Here is a 17,934-nt window from a genome sequence, read left to right on the forward strand (position 1 = left end):
TGTCCGAATCCTAAGCAGATCGCCTATAGACACTAGAAAAATCACAAGGAATGTGATTTTGGAAAATAGAGAGAAATTGACTATATTTGTGAAGGGAAAACATTTATTAAAAGGTATTCCTTCCTATGAATTTTGTGAATTTGTCCCGTATGCCCAAAATTTTGATTTTGTTAGTTCACCCAGCGCTTGAAAAGTCGAAAGCCAACCAAATGCTCCTGGATTCTCTTCCTCTTTCTGATAATATCACCTTGCGTGACTTATACGAAGAGTATCCCAATTTTTTTATCAATGTAAAAGCAGAACAGGAATTGATTTCAAGCCACCAAATCATTTTATTCCAACATCCTTTGTATTGGTACAGTTGCCCACCCCTTATGAAATTGTGGATTGATATGGTATTGGAGGATGGTTGGGCTTATGGCCCCGGTGGTGACAAATTATTAGGAAAAAAGTGGATTCAGGTCATCACTACTGGTGGGTCAAAAGATGCTTATTCCAAGGGAGGGTTTCATGGATATGAAACCGAGGAGTTTTTACTTCCATTTCGAAGAACAGCAGAACTTTGCGGTATGCATTATTTGAATCCATTTTTGGTTCAGGGAACTTTTCAGTTGAATGAACAGGGATTACAAAAAGAATCTAAACGTTATTCAGATTTTATTGATCAATTGTTAGGTGGAATATATGAATGAACTTGGTTTTTTCATTCAAGCATTAATTTATCTCACGAGTGCTATTATCATTGTCCCAGTTGCAAACAGATTGGGTCTTGGGTCTGTTCTTGGTTATTTAATCGCAGGTATCGTGATTGGTCCTTTTGTGTTTGGCTTTGTGGGAACTGAAGGAAAGGATATGCTTCACTTCGCTGAATTCGGTGTTGTGATGATGTTATTTGCCATTGGTTTAGAGCTTGAATTGGATCTACTCTGGCGTTTGAAGATTTGGTTACTTGGTCTTGGTGGGTTACAAATTATTTTAACGACGGCCATTACCGCAAGTTTTGCCTTTGGTTTCGGATTTCAATGGAAATCTGCTCTGGCACTTGGACTCATTCTTTCTTTATCGTCCACAGCAATTGTTTTACAAACTTTGAAAGAAAAAGGACTTATGAAGTCTGTATCTGGTCAGGCTGCATTTTCTGTACTATTGTTCCAAGATATGGCTGTAATTCCTATTCTTGCCATCTTCCCGATGTTAAGTGACTCTGAGGTAACCGCATCGACCCAAGGACATTCTCTCATCGAACATTTGCCAGGTTATGCAAAAACAATAGTAGTTTTCTCTGTAGTTGTTGGAATTATACTAGTTGGAAAATACTTACTAAGCCCATTTTTTCGGTTACTTGCCAAGTCCGGAAATCGAGAAATTTTTACAGGGGCTAGTTTGTTACTGGTAATTGCCATATCTGTACTTATGGGTGCAGTGGGAGTATCGGCGGCACTTGGTACTTTTTTAGGAGGAGTTGTTCTTGCGAGTAGTGAATATCGGCATGAATTAGAAAGTAATATTGAACCATTTAAGGGACTTCTACTTGGATTATTTTTCCTAAGTGTTGGTGCTTCGATGGATCTTCCTATTGTAATGAATAGTCCTACCAAAATTTTAGGAATTGTTTTTGGTATTATTTTTATCAAAGCATTAGTTTTGTTTTTACTCGGATTAGTATTTCGACTTCCTTTAGACCAAAACCTTTATTTTTCCATTGCACTTTCTCAAGTGGGAGAATTCTCTTTTGTATTATTCGGATATTCAGAAGGATTAGGGTTATTTAAAGAAGAGTCGATCCTTATTTTGGTAGCCTGTGTTGCTGTCAGTATGGCATTTACTCCCGTACTACTTTTGTTATATGAAAAAACTTTTTTTGGATTATTAGAATCCAAGGTCCCCAAAAAACAAACAGAACAAAATATCCATAAACAAGAAAATCCAGTAATCATTTGTGGATTTGGTCGATTTGGGAATATGCTTGGTCGTTTTCTTCGTTCCAATGGAATCGCCATTACCATTTTAGATTTTGATGCAGACCGTGTCGAGATGCTCGGTCGGTTTGGATTCAAAGTGTATTTTGGCGATCCTACTAGGCTCGAGTTATTAGAGTCTGCAGGTCTTGAACATGCGAGAGTGTTAGTTGCTGCTTTAGACAATCCTGAAAAACAAAAGGAGCTTATTCGAAATGTAAGCCAACATTATCCCGAAATCAAAATTGTAGCAAGATCTGGGGACAGGGAGGAAGCTTATGATCTAAAGGAAATGGGAGTGACCTATATATACAGAGAGACTCGGGAAACTGCAGTGCAAATGGGAAAGGATGTATTAAAACTATTAGGAACGAGGGCCTACACTGCTGAGAAAGCAAAAAATCTATTCCTAAAACATGATGATGAAACCTTCCATGAACTTTTTGCACTCAGGGCTGACAGGGTACAATATATGAGTCTTGCTAAACAGAGAAACGCTGAGTTAGAAAGGTTGATGCTTGTGGACTTAGGTAAAGAAGATGAATTAGAAAGGGATTCTTGGAGTGAAATGGAAAGGTGAGTGGTTCAAAGACTAGAAATAAAGAGAAAGAAGAAACTCTATTCCCGAATGGTCTTCTTTTTTCTTTCGAGAATAGAGTTTTTTTGATGGTTTTACTTTGGTCGGTTTCATAGAAAAAATCATTCTTGAAGCCGCTTTGATTTGGGAAATTTGTTTTGGTTTTCCTTTTGTCTTCATAGTGGTTAGACTGATGAAGACAAAGACAAGAATCAAATCTTATTTTTTAGAATCGAGAATTTGATTCCACTCATCCAAATATGGTTTGGCCACAGCCAATACCGAGGAAGGATCCCCTTCGATTGTGATCGATTCGATCACATCGCCTTGTTGAATTGCATTGACTACTTTTTGGTCTGTGTCATCTACAACCGCACCAAAAACAGAATGTTTTCCATCGAGCCAAGGAGTAGGGACATGGGTAATAAAAAATTGACTCCCGTTGGTTCCGGGACCTGCGTTGGCCATCGAAAGGATTCCTGGTTTGTTGTGTTTTAAACTAGAATCAAACTCATCTCTGAATTTATATCCAGGTCCACCTGTTCCCGTTCCTTGAGGGCAGCCGCCTTGGATCATAAAATCCGCAATCACCCGGTGGAATTTTAGTCCATTGTAAAAATTCCTTTGGGCTAGGTTAACGAAGTTGGCTACAGTATTTGGTGTTTTGTCTGGATACAAATCAATGCGAATTTCGCCTTTGTTTGTTTTGAGAATTGCTCTAAGTACGCTCATTCATGCATCACATTCCCTTTAATTCCCCTGGCAAGTCGAAAAAAGGTTTGAGTTCCACAGGCATCCCGATACAATTTTTGTTTTCTTGTGGAGGATATTTATTATGAAAAAATTCCTATTTCTTTTACTAATGATTTTTACGATTCCCTTATTATCAGAATCATCCAAAAAGAAAAAAGCAAAACCGGCTCCAATAGAAAATAAACTCATCAATTATGGAGAATTTAAAAGGATCGTCAATCGATCGGAAGGAGAGAGGGAAACTCATCGTCTAACGGAAGATCAATTTTTGAAATTAATGGAGGAAGATGGTGTTATCTTGTTAGATGCAAGAAGTGAAAATCGTTTTCATATTTTGCATATAAAGGGTGCAAAAAATCTCCCCTTTACGGAATTCACAAAAGAGTCGCTTTCTGAAATTATTCCAGAGAAAAAAACAAAAATTCTCATTTATTGTAATAACAATTTTGAAGGAAACCAGGAAGCCTTTGCTGCAAAAAGCCCTGCAGCTTCTCTGAATCTTTCTACCTACAATTCTCTAAAGGCCTATGGTTATGAATCAATCTATGAACTAGGGCCACTCCTTGATGTCAAAAAAACTGTCCTGCCTCTTGTTTCGGATTCTCCTGAACCGTGATTTCGATTGACCATGAATTTGATTTTGAACTACTAGAATTAAATTTATGATTCAGGGCGAGCTTCTTTCCGATATCATTGAAGCCGTTTCCAATACCTATGGGAACGAGTTTTTAGATAGGCTCACACTCAAATTAGCTTCGATCATTCGGGCCGATTATACATTTATTGCCATTTTTGATAAAGAAAGATATGAATCCAAAACAATCTCCCTTGTCGCTAAAGGTGCGGTCGCTGAGAATATGGCTTATTCTTTAAAAGATACTCCATGTGCGCAGGTATTTGATAATTCTATTTGTTATTATCCCAATGATGTTCAAAAGTTTTTTCCCTTCGATCAACTTTTGATTGAAATGAATATTGAAGGATACATTGGATCTCCATTACTTAATTCCAAAAAAGAGGTAATGGGCCTCATCGTTGGGTTATTTGAAAAGGAGATACAACACAAAGATCAAATCCTTACTTTATTCCAAATCTTTTCAGGTAGGATTGCTGCCGAATTAGAAAGATCTGAATATGAAGCTCGATTAGAAAAAAATAATCATGAATTAGAAACTCTTGTTGCATTGAGAACAAGCGAACTAACAAAAACCTTAGAAGAACTTCGAGAAAGACAAAACCAACTGGTCGAATCGGAAAAGATGGCAAGCCTTGGATTACTTTCAGCAGGGATCGCCCATGAAATCAATAATCCGTTAAACTTTATTTTAGGTGGATATTTTGGAGTTCGAAGAGTTTTGGAAGGATCGGCACTCGAATCGGAAAAAACAAAAATGTTTTTAGAAGCAATCAAAGAAGGGGTAGATCGTACTTCAAAGATTGTAAAAGGTTTAAACCAGTTTACCCGCAGCGGAGATTCTACCGAAGAAAGGTTTGATTTACACGAAATTTTAGAGAATTGTTTGGTGATCCTCACTCATTCTCTACGCGATCTTGTCCAGGTCAAAAAAGATATGTTCTCACAACCCTTGGTGGTCAAAGGGAATTCCGGAAAGATCCATCAAGTTTTTTTAAATATTCTCACCAATGCCATCCAAGCAATGGAAGGTAAGAATGGGATTTTAGGAATACAATCAAATCGTGATTCTAAATTTGGTACCATTGTGATTTCTGATACAGGTGTTGGGATAAAAAAAGAATACCAAAACCAAATTCGAAATCCCTTTTTTACAACGAAAGATCCGGGGAAAGGCGTTGGACTTGGATTGTCGATTGCTTATAAGATCGTTCAAGATCATAATGGTTCTATTGAAATGGAATCGGAATGGGGAAAGGGTACGACCTTTCGGATCATACTTCCTATACAAGAATGAATGAACTAAATAACAAACAAAGCCTACTGTATGTAGACGATGAAATTTTAAATTTATATTTGTTTCGTGACTATTTTAAAGATCATTTTGAAGTAATTGTTGCTCAATCAGGAAAAGAAGCGATTGATAAATTATCCGAAAATAGCGAAGTCAAATTTGTAATCAGTGATATGCGAATGCCGCAAATGAATGGTTTGGAGTTTATTACAAAAGCTCAGGAAATTCGTCCCAATATCACTTATTGTATACTGACCGGATATGATCTGACGCCGGAAATTGAAAAGGCAATTGGTGATAAAAAAGTAGCACGTTATTTTTCTAAACCACTGGATCCCACAGAGATTCTTTTATTTCTCTCTGCAGGTCCAAATAATGAATAAACGAATGTTTATTTGTTTCTAAATTCTGCTTCTACCACACCACGTTTTGAACTATTGATGTTTAAGGTTTTGCTACTAAGAAAACGGAAACTAGAATCTTTTTTATACATCAACTCTTCTGCAAACATAGATTCCTTTCCTGGATAAGTCAGTTCCCATTCTGAACCATTCATTTCAGTTTTACGGTCATTGATTTGTTTCACAGAAGTGTATTCCATTAAATCATTTTTGAAATTGATCGCATCTTCAAGACCTAAACCTTTGAATTTTAAGATGACTGTGTTTTGTTCTGTGAGTTTGAACCATTCATCTTTGATTTGTTTTCCCACTTTTCCGGAAACAAGGTTTGCCCAATCTTTGACCGCTTGTTCTCTAGAAACTTCTTGGGTGATGTCAGCACCACGTCCTTCTAAACTTCCTGATCCAAAAATTTTTCCATCACCCCAAAGTTGGATGATGCGGTAGGGACCTGTGGCTGCGGAACTTAAAAAATCGGTTTTTTTCCCACCAGGCAAAACTACAGGTTTTTGGTCGGTTGTTGAAACTTTAGCCACAATCAAAACTTCTGCACCAGAATCTTGCGCGAGTGAGAGTAGGGGGCTTCCTTCTTCTACCGAAGTGAGGTCAAGTTTGGCAAGGCTTGGATTTTTTTTGAGAAGGGAAGTGAGTTGGGAACTATCTACAACTTTGTTTCCTTTAGTGCGGAGTTTTTCAATGAGTTCTGCTTCTGCGATATTAGTGGCTGATCCAATAGGATAAGATTTACCGTTCACAACGGTTTGGACAAGAACAGCAATTCTTGGATTTCCTACATCATCGAGGAGGGCATCCACTGCGGTTGAAAGTTTGGTTGCCTCTACTTCACAGCGGACATTCAAACGAATCATGTCTTGGGTATCCAGTTTCCATTGTTCTTCACTGATGATATCGTATTTTTTCACAAAACTATCGGTTTTCCCATAAAGTTTGGAGCCTAGGGACTGGCCATCGGAAACTCCCGATTTTTCTGTGATTTGTTCCCCCACAAGTTTACGGATGGCATTGAGTTTGGCATCTTTCAGAGCTTTGTTTCTTGCGAGTGCCAAGTCTCCTTGGTAAATAGGTGCCTCTCCCATAGCTGTCACCACATTGTCTGGCAGCGTAGGTTGTTTCTGGGCTGAATTGGATCCGGCACATGCCAAAATGGTTAGGATGAGAACTCCGGTTAAGGGAGCCAAACGAAGTCGGTTGAACATGAAGGACATTTCTCCTTGAAGATTTGCTATATTATAGAAACATATACTTACATGACCAATTACTTTTTTAGGTTTTCTCTCTGCTTTCTAGTCCTTGCATGTCAGGGGAATACAGTTCCCCAATTTCGTGTCCATCCGAATGATTCCAAGTTGCGGATATCCCAGGACATTTTTTATGAAAAAATTCTTCCGACTATGGCCGGAAAAAAACTGATGCTTGCGACAAACCCTTCTGGCATTGGCACAAGTCCGAAAAAAATCATTTCTTCTTTGGAAAAATATAAAATCACTCTAGAACACTTGATTGGACTTGAACATGGATTCCTAGGTTTAGAAGAAGAGTTTAGTCAAACACCTGTTACTATGGATTCCACCTTCAATCGACCTTTGTATCATATTTATCGTATTAAAGATTCTGAATTAAGGGATCTAGTCAGGGAAGTGGATTACGTTGTTTTTGATGTGCAAGATGTTGGAATGCGTTGTTATACTTATTTAAGTGTACTAAAGCGACTGATGGATGCCATGAAGAATACAAAAACAAAACTCGTCGTTCTAGATCATATCCATGTGGCAATGCACTTATCCCCGATGGGAGAAAAAATGAATCCAAGGAATCTAAATTTTGCTGGTGAGTTCCCATCGCTTCTGATCACAGGGATGACCGTTGGTGAGGCCACCAGGTTTTATAATAAGGAATATTTAAAAGAAAGTGTCGATGTTTTGGTAGTTCCAGTAGAAGGTTATAAAAGAGGAATGTATTTTGAAGATACAGGGATTCCTTGGACCACTCCTTCACCAAACCTACCTATGGTGGACTCCGCAAGAAATTATTTATCTTTGGTACTACTCGAGGGAGTGAATGTGTCCGTGGGGCGGGGAACCCAAGCTCCTTTTGTTTATTTTGGGGCGCCTTGGATGACTAATCCAGAGGAACTGGCTTCTAAACTGGAAAAATTAGGAAATAAATCATATTATTTTTCCCCGGTGTATTTTAAACCAACCTTTGGCCCGCATAAAGGAAAGATTTGTTCAGGCCTTAGAATGAATTTAGTTCGTCCTGATTATGATCCTATCCAATTGGCTTATGATTTAATAAAGCACATGAAAGAAACCTATCCTAATGATTTTAAATGGAGTAAAGGTTCTACCAATCATTGGGTAGACCAACTTTGGGGAAATGAACATTTCCGCACTTCAATTAATGAAGGAAAAAGTTTTACAGACTTTCACAAAACATATTTAGCAGAAGAAGAAATGGAGCGTAAAAAAATCGCTCCGTATTTGTTATACTGAGGTTATGATGAAACGGATTTTATTTACAATTTTCAATTTTCTATTAGCATTCACCCTATTTGCATCTGAAAAAGAATTCAAAACTGTTCCCAAAAACAAAACGGCCAAGGTATTGAAATCTGTGGCCTTTGCTACCATTCGTTCCACACTACTTGTGACTTACGGAGAGGGAGACGAAAGACAATCTGCCTATACCCCTTGTTCAGAAAATTTTCCAAGTATGCCTGGTGACTTTCCTTGTAACTATTTAGATTACGAAGGGACAACAATGGAAGTAGCCACGCAGTCGACTGTTAACGGAGGCGAAGCAACAGAAGGTTCAGATCCTGAAGATGTATTTCCTGGTGGAAAGATTTTTATCAAACTCAGCAAACAAAAATCTCCAAACTTAAACGGGAAGGTGGTTTTACTTGGTGAGGGAGAAGACCAGTTAAAACTTTTTTACGCACCAAAAGGCCAAATCTCCCATTACCTTTACCGGCGAACCCTTGTTATCTTTAAATGGAATGGAAATCAGTCGGAACCAAGTCTTACTGGTTTACTTTTTGTAAATGTCAATAACGACTATTTTCCTTTAGAAGTAAAAGAATACACTTTTTAATCTATGTCTACCATCCAAGGTTTTGTAAGAAAAATGTCGCACAAAGGGATTTCGCCTGTTTCTTATTTTTGGGAGACAGCAAACTACAGTGAGGTGGACAAAAAAGATTTAACCCCCATAGAATCCACTTCTGAAAACCCGGTAGAATCTTGGATTGGAAAAAAAATCACTCTCTCCACAAATGATGAAATTCGCTGTTTGCACTGCGGAAAAAAAACAAAGAAGTCATTTAGTCAAGGTTATTGTTTTACTTGTTTTACTACCTTAGCAGAAAACGATCTTTGTATCTTAAGACCGGAATCTTGTCATTTTCATAAAGGCACTTGTCGGGAACCCGAATGGGGAAAAACCAATTGTTTTAAAAAACATACAGTATATTTTGCAAATTCCAGTGGCTTAAAAGTTGGAATCACAAAAGAAAATCCTGTCTCCAACCGTTGGGTGGACCAAGGGGCAAAGTATGGGATTCCGATTTTGGAAGTGGAGTCAAGAAGAGATGCGGGAATACTAGAGCATTTTTTAAGTCAGTTTTTGCCAGATAAAACCACTTGGCAAAAAATGGTCGCAGGTGATCCGCCTGACATAGATTTGGTACGCGAGGCAAATAAATTTCTAAATCATTTAGAAAAGAATGATTTTTTTACCCCGCAAGATAGTAAAACCAAATTGGTTTGGAATCGTTTGGACTTAAAAATCGGAGTCACAAAAATAGAATATCCGATAGAATCCTATCCAGAAAAAATAAAATCACTGAAACTTACAAAAGAAACTCCCATCACAGATACCCTTGTCGGAATTAAGGGGCAGTATCTATTATTTCGGTCAGGTGTAATCAATATTCGTAGTCTCAGTGGTCTTTGGATTGAAGTCTCCACTTAGGCAGATTCGACTCAAAGGTGGTTATACCACAAACATCCTCTTTGAATGCGACGAATTTTTACTCGCAAACAAACCGGCCGGTCTCCCTGTACACGAAACCAAAGATCCCAATCGGAAAGATTTTACTAGGTTACTTGCTAGTTACTTACATATACCGGATTTACGGACTGTAAACCGATTGGATTTGGGAACCAGTGGAATCGTAATTCTTGGAAAAACTCAAGATAAAAACAAAGAAATAGATTCTCTATTAAAAGAAGCAGAGAAGGAATATATTTTTTTATGTCTTGGCATTCCCGATTGGAAAGAAAAACGTTTTGAATGTTTTATTCGGGATGGAAAAAAGGAAGTCAAAATCGTAAGGAGTGGGGGCAAAAAAGCCATTACCGAATTTCAAATCCTCTCCACTTTTCCAGAAAAAAAACTTTCGTTTGGAATGGCAAAAATACTCACAGGAAGGCGCCACCAAATCCGCGTTATGCTTCGTGAGTTAGGTTTTGCTGTTCTTGGTGATCCTGTATACTCCGAGTCTGAATCTGCATCAAAGGAACAACGGATGTATTTGCATTCCTTTCGATTGTGCTTTACCGACTTTCAGGGAAAAAAACAGTGGGTGGAAACGGAGATCCCTTCTGAATTTTCAGATCGAGTTGGAAAAATACTCTCCGTATAAAATCAGACAAAATGAAAAATGAAATATTTCACAGTTTTATCAAAGAACAAAAACAATATAAAATTTTTTCTCGGCTCGCAAAGTATGTATCCATCTCTTTTCTTACCATTTATCTATATTTATTGTTTAGCTCTAGTTATACGGCAAGCCCACTTATTGTTGTAATTAATTATTTAGCAATTCTTACAAGTTTTTCTGGAATTATCACCTTTAAATACTTTGAAATTCCAAGTATTCTTTTGGATGTTTTTACGGAAGGTCAGTTGTCCCCTTTTTTTCAATTAAATTCGCAGGAAAAACAATTGGTGTGGAGAAAGGCAGGCCGCGAAGACGTATTGCCTCCAGAGCCAACACCAGATTATATTTCTGACCACCTGCATTTGTATGATCGTTACCCTTGGAAACGCATTGGCAAAATTTACTTTGTCGTTTACTTAGTTTTCATCCTTACATCCGTTTTCTATTTAACTTCTGTATATATCGAGACAGGATTTCAAAACTAAGTAGGCAATTTTTCTTGTCTTACTGTCTCCGGTTAAAATCCTATCCTTATGGCTTTGAATTGTGGAATTGTAGGTCTCCCGAACGTCGGTAAGTCGACTATTTTTAATGCACTCACGAAGGCAGGAGCACAAGCTGCCAACTATCCGTTTTGTACCATAGAGCCCAATACGGGTGTGGTGGAAGTTCCGGATGAAAGGTTAAGTCGCTTAGCCGAAGTCTACAAACCAAAGCGAACGGTCCCAACCATGATCGAGTTTGTTGACATTGCCGGCCTTGTTAAAGGCGCAAGCCAAGGGGAGGGACTTGGAAACCAGTTTTTATCTCATATTCGCGAAGTGGATGCCATCTGTCATGTGGTACGTGCCTTTCAGGATGAAAACATAACGCATGTTCATGGAAAAGTAGATCCCATCGAAGATATCACCGTTATCAATTACGAATTGATTCTTGCTGATTTAGATAGTTTAGAAAAACAACAACAACGTGTTGCAAAAACTGCTAAAACAGGAAATAAAGAAGCCGCTGAGATTCTGTCAGTGATGGATAAAATCCTAGATGCATTAAAAAAAGGAAACAGGGCATCTACGGTGGAACTTAGTGAAGAAGAAACTAAAATTGCAAAAAAGTTTAACTTAATTACCATTAAGCCAGTGTTATATGTCGCAAATATTTTAGATACCGATGTAAAAACTACCGAAAACCCATTGGTTAAAACCATCATTGATTATGCTTCGAAAGAATCTGCCCCAGTGGTTGTATTATGTGGTCGTTTTGAAGAAGAAATTTCTGGATTAGAAAAAGAAGACCAAATCGCTTTTTTAGAGGAGATTGGTGAAAAGGAATCGGGGCTTTCTCGAATGATTCGTGCTTCTTATAAACTCCTTGGTCTTATCACTTTTTTTACCGCAGGAGTGGAAGAGGTTCGTGCCTGGACGACTCGTCAAGGAAGCACAGGACCTGTGGCCGCTAGTGTCATCCATTCGGATTTTGAGAAGGGTTATATCCGCGCGGAAGTCATGCGGTATGAAGACATCGATAGAACCGGAGATGCGACCAAAGTCAAAGATGAGGGCAAACTCCGCGTGGAAGGGAAAGAATACATTGTCCAAGATGGGGATGTCATTTACTTCCGAGTGAATGCATAAAAAAAATCCCGACTTTCGCCGGGATTTTGAAGTGTGAACTAGTTTGGAAAAGAAAGTAGGTTCCTAAAAGTAGGAACATTTCCTAATTAATGAATGGCTTCAAACTTCCATTTTATTGCATCATTCGAAAAAAAATTACGATTGTAACATAAAATGATATCGTCCGATTTCCTTACCGGATTCGAAAATCGCAAGTTCGGGGCTCGAATCTAAGGTAATCGGAGAATCAAACATGGACTGAGTTCCCAGTTTGGGTAGGGTTTCCACAGGGGCCCCATCCAGAAATAACTTAGCCGAGAGACGGTCGCAATTGGATGCCTCTACCGAAAGATAAACTTGGTTTTTTTCTTTACTCGGTTGGAAGACAAAGTCCAAATCCCTTCCGCCGACCTGACGATGCACGCGAAAAGCGCCACCGCTTGCATTTCCGTCGCCACGGAAAGCAAGTTCAGGAGAAAGCAGTCTCATTTCCAGAAGTTCGCTTGAAATGAACTTAAGTTTGTCATTTACGAATTGTAGACAAATTTGTATGGTAGGGCTATGTTTAGGAAGAACCGTTTTTAAGATCCGGTCAACTGTCGGTGAGTCTGCCTCTTCGCCCTGAGACATGAGGTAGAGAGCTTCTTTTAATTTGATTCGGTTCATAAATTCATTTGGATCTTTCGGTTCCATAGTATCTATTACCCCCCGCTAAGGCTTTATTTCCTTTGTAAGGATTTTTTTTATCTTTTCTTTGGCTCGGTTGGCCCGAGCGAGCACTGTTCCTAGGGGAACATCGAGGATTTCTGCGATTTCTTTGAATTTATATCCCTTCAGCCGTAAAATGAGAATTTCTTTATGAATCTCATCCAAAGCCTCGATGAGATCGTAAAACTCTCGTTTTTCTTCAAAGGCAAAAAAGACATCTTCCTGGCTCTGTCTTTCATCTAAAATATCGATACTCATATCCAAAGAAATTCCTTCTCGATACTCATACCGACGAATGGATCTTGTCTGAGACATACTTATATTTTTAGAAATTTCGCTTAGATAGATAATAAATGCAGGAAGACTATCTCCCTTAAATTTTCTAAGCAGTTGGTAGTCATTTTCAGTGAGTTTTAAATAAACTTGCTGTGAGGTATCGGTGACCTCTTCTCTAGGAACATAGTGCGCACAAGTACCAATAATGAGTCTATGAAATTTTTGGATCAACTCTTGCCAAGCTGTACGATTCCCAAGGAGGCAATTGTCGATTAACTTCCGAATGTCTTCACTCATAGATCTTTTAGGGATTGTACGGAATTTTTACAAGAAGCTAGAACATTTTCCAGTCTTTTTTGGAAATGATGGGACCGAAATAAAGTTTGGCGGATGAACCGAACGCGAGTTTGATTGGCTTGAGAGAAGTCTGTTTGGTCTTTTGTCGTAAAACGTCCATAATCACTAAAAAAACCAAAAAAACCAAGCAGGCGAATTTTTTGATGGTTCACTGGAATTTCTTCCAAACAAACTTGAAATTCTTTTAACATCGATTTGTTTTCTTGTGAAAATTCAGGGTCTAACTGCCATTCTTCGATTAATGATAAATAGAATTTTTTTGATTCTGAATTTTCTTCCTTTAAACTGGATACTGTCCAGGGGTTTTGTTTTGAATAATAAAATAATTGGTAAGAACTTTTGTTCTGTTGTTTCATGTCTTGCAAAAGTCGAAGAATTAAGGTTTTTCTTCTCGTTTCCGGCATATCGGAATACAAAACTCGATTGATTGCGAGGGTGTATTCTCTCTCCTTTCCCAGCAATAATACTTCTTGGGCTTTGTATAAATTGGAGAATACGTAGACTGTTTTTTCCCATTCCTTCTGTAGGTCTGCAACAAGTGGAATTAGGTCCGGGCTTGTGATTTCCGATTCCAAAATTTCAAGTTTAGGAAGTACGATGAGATCAAATATCTTTTTTTTGGTTTGTTTTTCAAGTAGTAATAACTCTTCCTTATTGAATTCAGAACAGTACTTTACAGTAAGCATTGCGTCGTAAAAAGAAACATAACGCAAAATTTCAGTTAAATCTTTTATTTCTGTTTGAGAGCAAAGTTTCCAATAATATAAAAAATCTTCTTCTTCTTGGGCAGTTTCTGTTCGAATTAGATCTCTTGTTTGGATTCCATAGGCCTGGCTTATTAGGTTTTGGTGCAAATCAAATGCATTCCACACTTCATCAAAGGATTTTGATTTGGGAAACCATTCTGCGAGTAAGGGGAAGGAAATAACCAAAAGCAGAATTAAGGATCTTTTGAATCGTTTCAATATCCGCTCCTAGTTTTGAATTCGTAATACATTTTTTCTTCTGAGATATCTTTCGATAGGATAGAATCGATTATTTCTCTTTTTTGTGAATCATCTAAAAATTCATGATCTGTTTTTAAAAAATGTTGAACCATCTTACGGAATTCTGGATTCTTTATTTGAGAGATTTGAACAGAAACACTGTCTTTAGGGAAGTTTGTTTCTTTTTTCGGCTTTTTTGATTCCACCCTTTGGAAAGGTGAAATCTCTAGGCCCTCTACCCTGATATTATCTTTCTTTTCGCCTAAGAATACAATGAAAAAAAATAATAACACAAGAACAAAGATTACTCCCAGTATTTGTCTAAACTTGAGTTTAGGCGTATTCGTTGAAAAATGGACTAAACTAATTGCTGTGATAATTTCATTTGAAGAACCATTATATAATGATTTTCTAATTTTTGCTAAAGATTTACGGGAATTTTTTGTTTTTAAATAAGTATCCCAAAATTTGATTCCAATTTCTTTTGCTAAGTTTGTTTCGACTGGAAATAAAAATCCGATGACTTCTTTTGCTCCTGCTTTTAAAAACCCAGTTGTAAGTCCGGAATGATCTATGGAGTCAAAAGAAGAGTGGCAGCTATTGAAAAACACAAGGTCTAAGTTGGTAAAAGAGTGCTCTGCAATTTCTTGGGAATATAAAAAGTCGTTTGCGCCTATGGGGATTCCATTTTTTTCAGTATGTCCTGCATAATGTAGATATTTTGCAGAACCAATTTCTTCAATCAGTCTTACCCTCGTTAAGTGATTTTCTTTTAGGATTCTTAGATTCAGTTTTTTTTCAAAAATGGGGAATAAATTCGCACATTCTTCCTTCACTGTTGCAATCAAATTTGGTTTTACTGGATTACAAATAAGGATTGCTGTATTGGTTTTTTGTTTGTGGTCTTTTTGAATTGTTTCGATTCTGATCCCTCTACTGTATTCTATATCTTGGAATAAAAATCCTTTATGGGTCCGAAGGATTTCCCACGGAATTGGGGAGAATTCAGGATCTATCAAAAGTTGAATGGAATTTGTAAATCCAGGTTTACGCCAAAACGGAAGAGCTTTCCCAAATACTATTTGTTCTAGGTTATCTGATTTTTTTCCCAGTTTTTCCAGGAACTCTTCTTTGTTCGGTTTTTGGGATAAAACTCTTTCTACGAAAAGCGCCCAATCTTTAAGGAATTCATTGAGAATTTTCCCGGAGAATTTTGTTGTCCTTTCGACATTACCAAAGTTCTCTTGTTTTTCTTCCCAGATACATTCTCCATCAGTGAAATTGTCTCTTGAAAATTTTGCTATGATTCGAAGTTTCATTGATCTTTGTTTATTGGAACTTGAGGATTAAATTTTCCATGTTAGAAAGTAATGTTTTTACATCATCTTCTGTTGTGAAATAACCTGTAGAGATACGAATGCATCTTAAAGCTTCTTCTTCCGAATACCCCATATACAAGAGTGACTTAGAGGCTTCTCTTGCTCGGGACTTACAAGAACTGCCAGTGGATACTAAAATTCCTTTTTCTTCCATACCAAGTAAAAAAAAGTCTACTGCCTGAATCGGTAGAATGAGAAAGGTTGTGTTCGGAAGTCTTTTGGATAATTTTGCAATGATTTCACAGCCTAAAGTCTCTAACTTCTCTTCGATCAGAGATTGAAATTCGCTAAGTCTTTTGTTCTTTTTTTCCAAATCTCTCATTTGGATTTCTGCAACTTGTTTGAAACATTCAATGGCAAATGTATTTTCTGTACCTGCCCTATGATTGTTTTCTTGGTTTCCTCCACCAAACAGATGGAAGTTGGGGTTCGGTTTGGGAAGATAAGTGAGAGCCGCTCCCATTCCTCCGCCGATTTTGTGACCCGAAAATGTATATCCGTCGAAAATGGAAAAGGGAACATCTGTTTTACAGAAACCTTGCATTAAATCACTATAATAGAGTTGGTCGTATTTTTTGGTTAGTTTTGAAATGGCTTCTGCTGGTTGAATCACTCCAGTTTCATTACCTGCATAAATGCAAACTACGGGTCTTGGGTTTTCCTTTAGTTTCTTTTCTAAATCGAATAGGTTGATTACTCCCGATAAATCCGTTTGGATGAGCTCTGCCGAAAAACCGTAGGATTCCAACGCGGCATACATACTGGAATGTTCCAAGGGAGAAACTATCACAGAATCTAAGTTTGGAAATAGAACACGTAAACTTTGGATAAGTAAGTAGTTGGCTTCTGTTCCTGTGGCAGAAAAAACAAATTGTTTTTCTTGTCCTTGGGTTAGATTTGCAAAATACTTTCTTGTTTGTTCGATTTTTCCTTGGTTTTTTAAGGAAAACCGAGTGATACCAGAAGGATTATAATATCCAGATAGATAGTCTGCCAAACAAGTTTCCAAAATTTCTGCAAAAGGAGGGTGTGTGGCATTATAATCAAAATACTTTATATCATTCGTTAAAGGGGATTTCATCTGCTTCTTCGTAGCGACCCAGTTTGCGAAGGACGGATCTAGTTAAATTATGATAAGATTTTAAAATATCGTCTTTTTTTCCACCTACGCTACGTTCATCGACGTTACGTAACTTTGGTTTTAAGGAATCTATGATCTTTAAACTTTGGGAGTTTTCTCTAAGTTTGTAATAAGATTCAGCTTCTTTCATTTTCGATTCAAATTCATGAACAAGAAGTGCCGGTAAATTAATATCTTCGATTTCAGATGCCAGTTGGATGTTGGAGGCTTCCTTAAATTCAGTGGCCGCTCGTTTGTAATAAGTATCTTCTTCCTGTCCTAACTGGAAAAACAATTCTCCTCTTCTGAATTTGAACTTTAGATACTCTCTTTCATCAGCTCCCACAAAATAAAGAATCCTTTCATAAATATCATCCATTTCCCTGGGAGAAAAGTTCTTCATCCCCGTGAGTAAAATTTGTCTAAGAAGTGATTCCTGATAGTCGTTTGCGGAGACCTCTGAAAAGTCGCTTCGTTTGATGGATGATAAAACTACACTGCGTTTTTGAACGGCACTAAGGCCACTCGGTAATTTTTCTAATTCTGTTAGTTTTTTAAGAACAAAGTTTTCTGTTTCCAACATATGGGTTTTGTAACCGAGTAGGATTTCACTGGGCCTACAACTTGCCCAAGCAACAGATTCAATTTTTTTGGGAGCGATAAGTTCTGGACCAGAGAAACGTAACGCACGTTTGTAGTAGTCAAGAGCTGTCAAAACGGCTTCAATATGCGAATTCCAATAGTCTTTTGGGTTTGGGCCGAGAGTGAGTTCCCCTTGGGGAGCCATACGTAAAAAAAGAGGGGATCCCCATTCTTTGGCTTTTTCTCGCCAAGTCAGTTCTAAAAAATGATCCTCTACATGTTCCTTACTGCGAAAGTACAAACATGATTTTTCCATTAGAGCTAAATCTAAAGGAAGGATCGTACCTTTGGTATTCTCCTCGGAACTAAAGAATTGGTTTATGGTTTGAAGGAAATCGGTTCCACCGTCTTTTCGCCCTTCGAGGATCGCATCCCCTTTGGCTATGAGTTGGTGCGCAATCCGGGGATTGGGATAACCAAAAAACGAATTGTAGGCGAGGGTGAATTTGGCAAGGATTGTGTCCTTGTTTCTCAGAATCCACGGGAAAGTGATTGCCCATACGATGAGAACAGCCAGGATGTATTTTAAATTTTCTCGGAAGATTTGGTTCAAGG

General features: G+C 37.9%; 19 protein-coding genes. 11 read left to right on the plus strand and 8 right to left on the minus strand.

Going from position 1 to position 17,934, the window contains the following annotated elements:
* Positions 1-125 precede the first annotated feature (125 nt).
* Together ND811_RS10435 and ND811_RS10440 are read left to right on the plus strand one after the other, a co-directional pair.
* Positions 126-692, plus strand: a complete 567-nt coding sequence (locus ND811_RS10435; protein ID WP_265352178.1) for an NAD(P)H-dependent oxidoreductase — start codon at positions 126-128, stop codon at positions 690-692.
* Entirely contained in the window at positions 685-2,538 is a 1,854-nt protein-coding gene (locus ND811_RS10440; RefSeq protein ID WP_265352177.1) for a monovalent cation:proton antiporter-2 (CPA2) family protein, read from the plus strand. Before ND811_RS10435 ends, ND811_RS10440 begins: the two co-directional genes overlap by 8 nt.
* A gap of 216 nt (positions 2,539-2,754) precedes the next feature.
* Here the strand turns inward: ND811_RS10440 and ND811_RS10445 are convergent, their stop codons facing one another.
* The gene (locus ND811_RS10445) at positions 2,755-3,267 is read right to left on the minus strand and encodes a peptidylprolyl isomerase (RefSeq protein ID WP_265352176.1); all 513 of its coding nucleotides are present in this window, start codon (positions 3,265-3,267) and stop codon (positions 2,755-2,757) included.
* A 103-nt stretch (positions 3,268-3,370) separates the two neighbouring features.
* Here ND811_RS10445 and ND811_RS10450 point away from each other — a divergent pair, with 103 nt between their 5' ends.
* The 3 genes from ND811_RS10450 to ND811_RS10460 are packed head-to-tail and all read left to right on the plus strand — an operon-like array spanning position 3,371 to position 5,599.
* Positions 3,371-3,904 carry a rhodanese-like domain-containing protein gene (locus ND811_RS10450; RefSeq protein ID WP_265352175.1) on the plus strand — a complete coding sequence of 178 codons (534 nt, stop codon included), beginning with the start codon at positions 3,371-3,373 and terminating at the stop codon, positions 3,902-3,904.
* A gap of 46 nt (positions 3,905-3,950) precedes the next feature.
* Positions 3,951-5,219, plus strand: a complete 1,269-nt coding sequence (locus ND811_RS10455) for a sensor histidine kinase (protein ID WP_265352174.1) — start codon at positions 3,951-3,953, stop codon at positions 5,217-5,219.
* Complete coding sequence (locus tag ND811_RS10460; protein WP_265361171.1) at positions 5,171-5,599, plus strand: response regulator; 429 nt, start codon at positions 5,171-5,173, stop codon at positions 5,597-5,599. The genes ND811_RS10455 and ND811_RS10460 overlap by 49 nt, the downstream gene beginning before the upstream one ends.
* An 8-nt stretch (positions 5,600-5,607) precedes the next feature.
* On the opposite strand, the gene ND811_RS10465 is transcribed toward ND811_RS10460, so the two are convergent.
* The gene (locus tag ND811_RS10465) at positions 5,608-6,834 is read right to left on the minus strand and encodes a lipoprotein LipL46 (RefSeq protein WP_265361173.1); all 1,227 of its coding nucleotides are present in this window, start codon (positions 6,832-6,834) and stop codon (positions 5,608-5,610) included.
* Positions 6,835-6,885: 51 nt separating this feature from the next.
* On the opposite strand from ND811_RS10465, the gene ND811_RS10470 reads away from it, so the two are divergent.
* Genes ND811_RS10470 through ychF form a run of 6 tightly spaced genes read left to right on the plus strand, consistent with a single transcriptional unit; the run spans position 6,886 to position 11,932 of the window.
* Positions 6,886-8,130, plus strand: coding sequence for an exo-beta-N-acetylmuramidase NamZ family protein (locus ND811_RS10470; protein WP_322113468.1), 1,245 nt, complete (start codon positions 6,886-6,888; stop codon positions 8,128-8,130).
* Between the two features lie 7 nt (positions 8,131-8,137).
* Positions 8,138-8,731 (plus strand): LIC_11883 family protein, encoded by a 594-nt coding sequence (locus ND811_RS10475; RefSeq protein ID WP_265368930.1) that lies wholly within the window; start codon positions 8,138-8,140, stop codon positions 8,729-8,731.
* Positions 8,732-8,734: 3 nt separating this feature from the next.
* Positions 8,735-9,610, plus strand: a complete 876-nt coding sequence (locus ND811_RS10480) for a DUF2797 domain-containing protein (protein ID WP_265352169.1) — start codon at positions 8,735-8,737, stop codon at positions 9,608-9,610.
* A complete protein-coding gene (locus tag ND811_RS10485) occupies positions 9,594-10,283 on the plus strand; it encodes an RluA family pseudouridine synthase (protein ID WP_265352168.1) in 690 nt (229 codons plus the stop codon). Before ND811_RS10480 ends, ND811_RS10485 begins: the two co-directional genes overlap by 17 nt.
* Positions 10,284-10,294: 11 nt before the next feature.
* The gene (locus ND811_RS10490; protein ID WP_265352167.1) at positions 10,295-10,786 is read left to right on the plus strand and encodes a hypothetical protein; all 492 of its coding nucleotides are present in this window, start codon (positions 10,295-10,297) and stop codon (positions 10,784-10,786) included.
* A gap of 48 nt (positions 10,787-10,834) precedes the next feature.
* Entirely contained in the window at positions 10,835-11,932 is a 1,098-nt protein-coding gene (ychF, locus tag ND811_RS10495; protein ID WP_265352166.1) for a redox-regulated ATPase YchF, read from the plus strand.
* A 135-nt stretch (positions 11,933-12,067) separates the two neighbouring features.
* On the opposite strand, the gene ND811_RS10500 is transcribed toward ychF, so the two are convergent.
* From ND811_RS10500 to ND811_RS10525, 6 genes are read right to left on the minus strand one after another with little or no spacing between them, the layout of a single operon-like run.
* Entirely contained in the window at positions 12,068-12,604 is a 537-nt protein-coding gene (locus ND811_RS10500; protein WP_265352165.1) for a hypothetical protein, read from the minus strand.
* Between the two features lie 18 nt (positions 12,605-12,622).
* The gene (locus ND811_RS10505; RefSeq protein ID WP_265352164.1) at positions 12,623-13,192 is read right to left on the minus strand and encodes an RNA polymerase sigma factor; all 570 of its coding nucleotides are present in this window, start codon (positions 13,190-13,192) and stop codon (positions 12,623-12,625) included.
* Positions 13,189-14,217: a hypothetical protein gene (locus ND811_RS10510; protein ID WP_265352163.1), complete on the minus strand. Its 1,029-nt coding sequence runs from the start codon at positions 14,215-14,217 to the stop codon at positions 13,189-13,191. Before ND811_RS10510 ends, ND811_RS10505 begins: the two co-directional genes overlap by 4 nt.
* Positions 14,214-15,557, minus strand: a complete 1,344-nt coding sequence (locus tag ND811_RS10515) for a CHAT domain-containing protein (protein WP_265352162.1) — start codon at positions 15,555-15,557, stop codon at positions 14,214-14,216. Before ND811_RS10515 ends, ND811_RS10510 begins: the two co-directional genes overlap by 4 nt.
* A 10-nt stretch (positions 15,558-15,567) precedes the next feature.
* A complete protein-coding gene (locus tag ND811_RS10520) occupies positions 15,568-16,698 on the minus strand; it encodes a cysteine desulfurase family protein (RefSeq protein WP_265352161.1) in 1,131 nt (376 codons plus the stop codon).
* The gene (locus ND811_RS10525; RefSeq protein ID WP_265352160.1) at positions 16,676-17,932 is read right to left on the minus strand and encodes a hypothetical protein; all 1,257 of its coding nucleotides are present in this window, start codon (positions 17,930-17,932) and stop codon (positions 16,676-16,678) included. The genes ND811_RS10520 and ND811_RS10525 overlap by 23 nt, the downstream gene beginning before the upstream one ends.
* Positions 17,933-17,934: the final 2 nt, after the last annotated feature.

The sequence above is a fragment of the Leptospira soteropolitanensis genome, assembly GCF_026151655.1.
GTDB lineage: Bacteria > Spirochaetota > Leptospiria > Leptospirales > Leptospiraceae > Leptospira_A > Leptospira_A soteropolitanensis.

What these genes read in the sequence shown, in the direction of transcription:
- ND811_RS10445 (WP_265352176.1), bottom strand. Translation starts at nt 3,267, where the DNA reads ATGAGCGTACTTAGAGCAATTCTCAAAACAAACAAAGGCGAAATTCGC.
- ND811_RS10505 (WP_265352164.1), bottom strand. Translation starts at nt 13,192, where the DNA reads ATGAGTGAAGACATTCGGAAGTTAATCGACAATTGCCTCCTTGGGAAT.
- ND811_RS10435 (WP_265352178.1), top strand. Translation starts at nt 126, where the DNA reads ATGAATTTTGTGAATTTGTCCCGTATGCCCAAAATTTTGATTTTGTTA.
- ND811_RS10465 (WP_265361173.1), bottom strand. Translation starts at nt 6,834, where the DNA reads ATGTTCAACCGACTTCGTTTGGCTCCCTTAACCGGAGTTCTCATCCTA.
- ND811_RS10475 (WP_265368930.1), top strand. Translation starts at nt 8,138, where the DNA reads ATGAAACGGATTTTATTTACAATTTTCAATTTTCTATTAGCATTCACC.
- ND811_RS10470 (WP_322113468.1), top strand. Translation starts at nt 6,886, where the DNA reads ATGACCAATTACTTTTTTAGGTTTTCTCTCTGCTTTCTAGTCCTTGCA.
- ND811_RS10440 (WP_265352177.1), top strand. Translation starts at nt 685, where the DNA reads ATGAATGAACTTGGTTTTTTCATTCAAGCATTAATTTATCTCACGAGT.
- ND811_RS10480 (WP_265352169.1), top strand. Translation starts at nt 8,735, where the DNA reads ATGTCTACCATCCAAGGTTTTGTAAGAAAAATGTCGCACAAAGGGATT.
- ND811_RS10490 (WP_265352167.1), top strand. Translation starts at nt 10,295, where the DNA reads ATGAAAAATGAAATATTTCACAGTTTTATCAAAGAACAAAAACAATAT.
- ND811_RS10455 (WP_265352174.1), top strand. Translation starts at nt 3,951, where the DNA reads ATGATTCAGGGCGAGCTTCTTTCCGATATCATTGAAGCCGTTTCCAAT.
- ychF (WP_265352166.1), top strand. Translation starts at nt 10,835, where the DNA reads ATGGCTTTGAATTGTGGAATTGTAGGTCTCCCGAACGTCGGTAAGTCG.
- ND811_RS10520 (WP_265352161.1), bottom strand. Translation starts at nt 16,698, where the DNA reads ATGAAATCCCCTTTAACGAATGATATAAAGTATTTTGATTATAATGCC.
- ND811_RS10460 (WP_265361171.1), top strand. Translation starts at nt 5,171, where the DNA reads ATGGGGAAAGGGTACGACCTTTCGGATCATACTTCCTATACAAGAATG.
- ND811_RS10500 (WP_265352165.1), bottom strand. Translation starts at nt 12,604, where the DNA reads ATGGAACCGAAAGATCCAAATGAATTTATGAACCGAATCAAATTAAAA.
- ND811_RS10450 (WP_265352175.1), top strand. Translation starts at nt 3,371, where the DNA reads ATGAAAAAATTCCTATTTCTTTTACTAATGATTTTTACGATTCCCTTA.
- ND811_RS10515 (WP_265352162.1), bottom strand. Translation starts at nt 15,557, where the DNA reads ATGAAACTTCGAATCATAGCAAAATTTTCAAGAGACAATTTCACTGAT.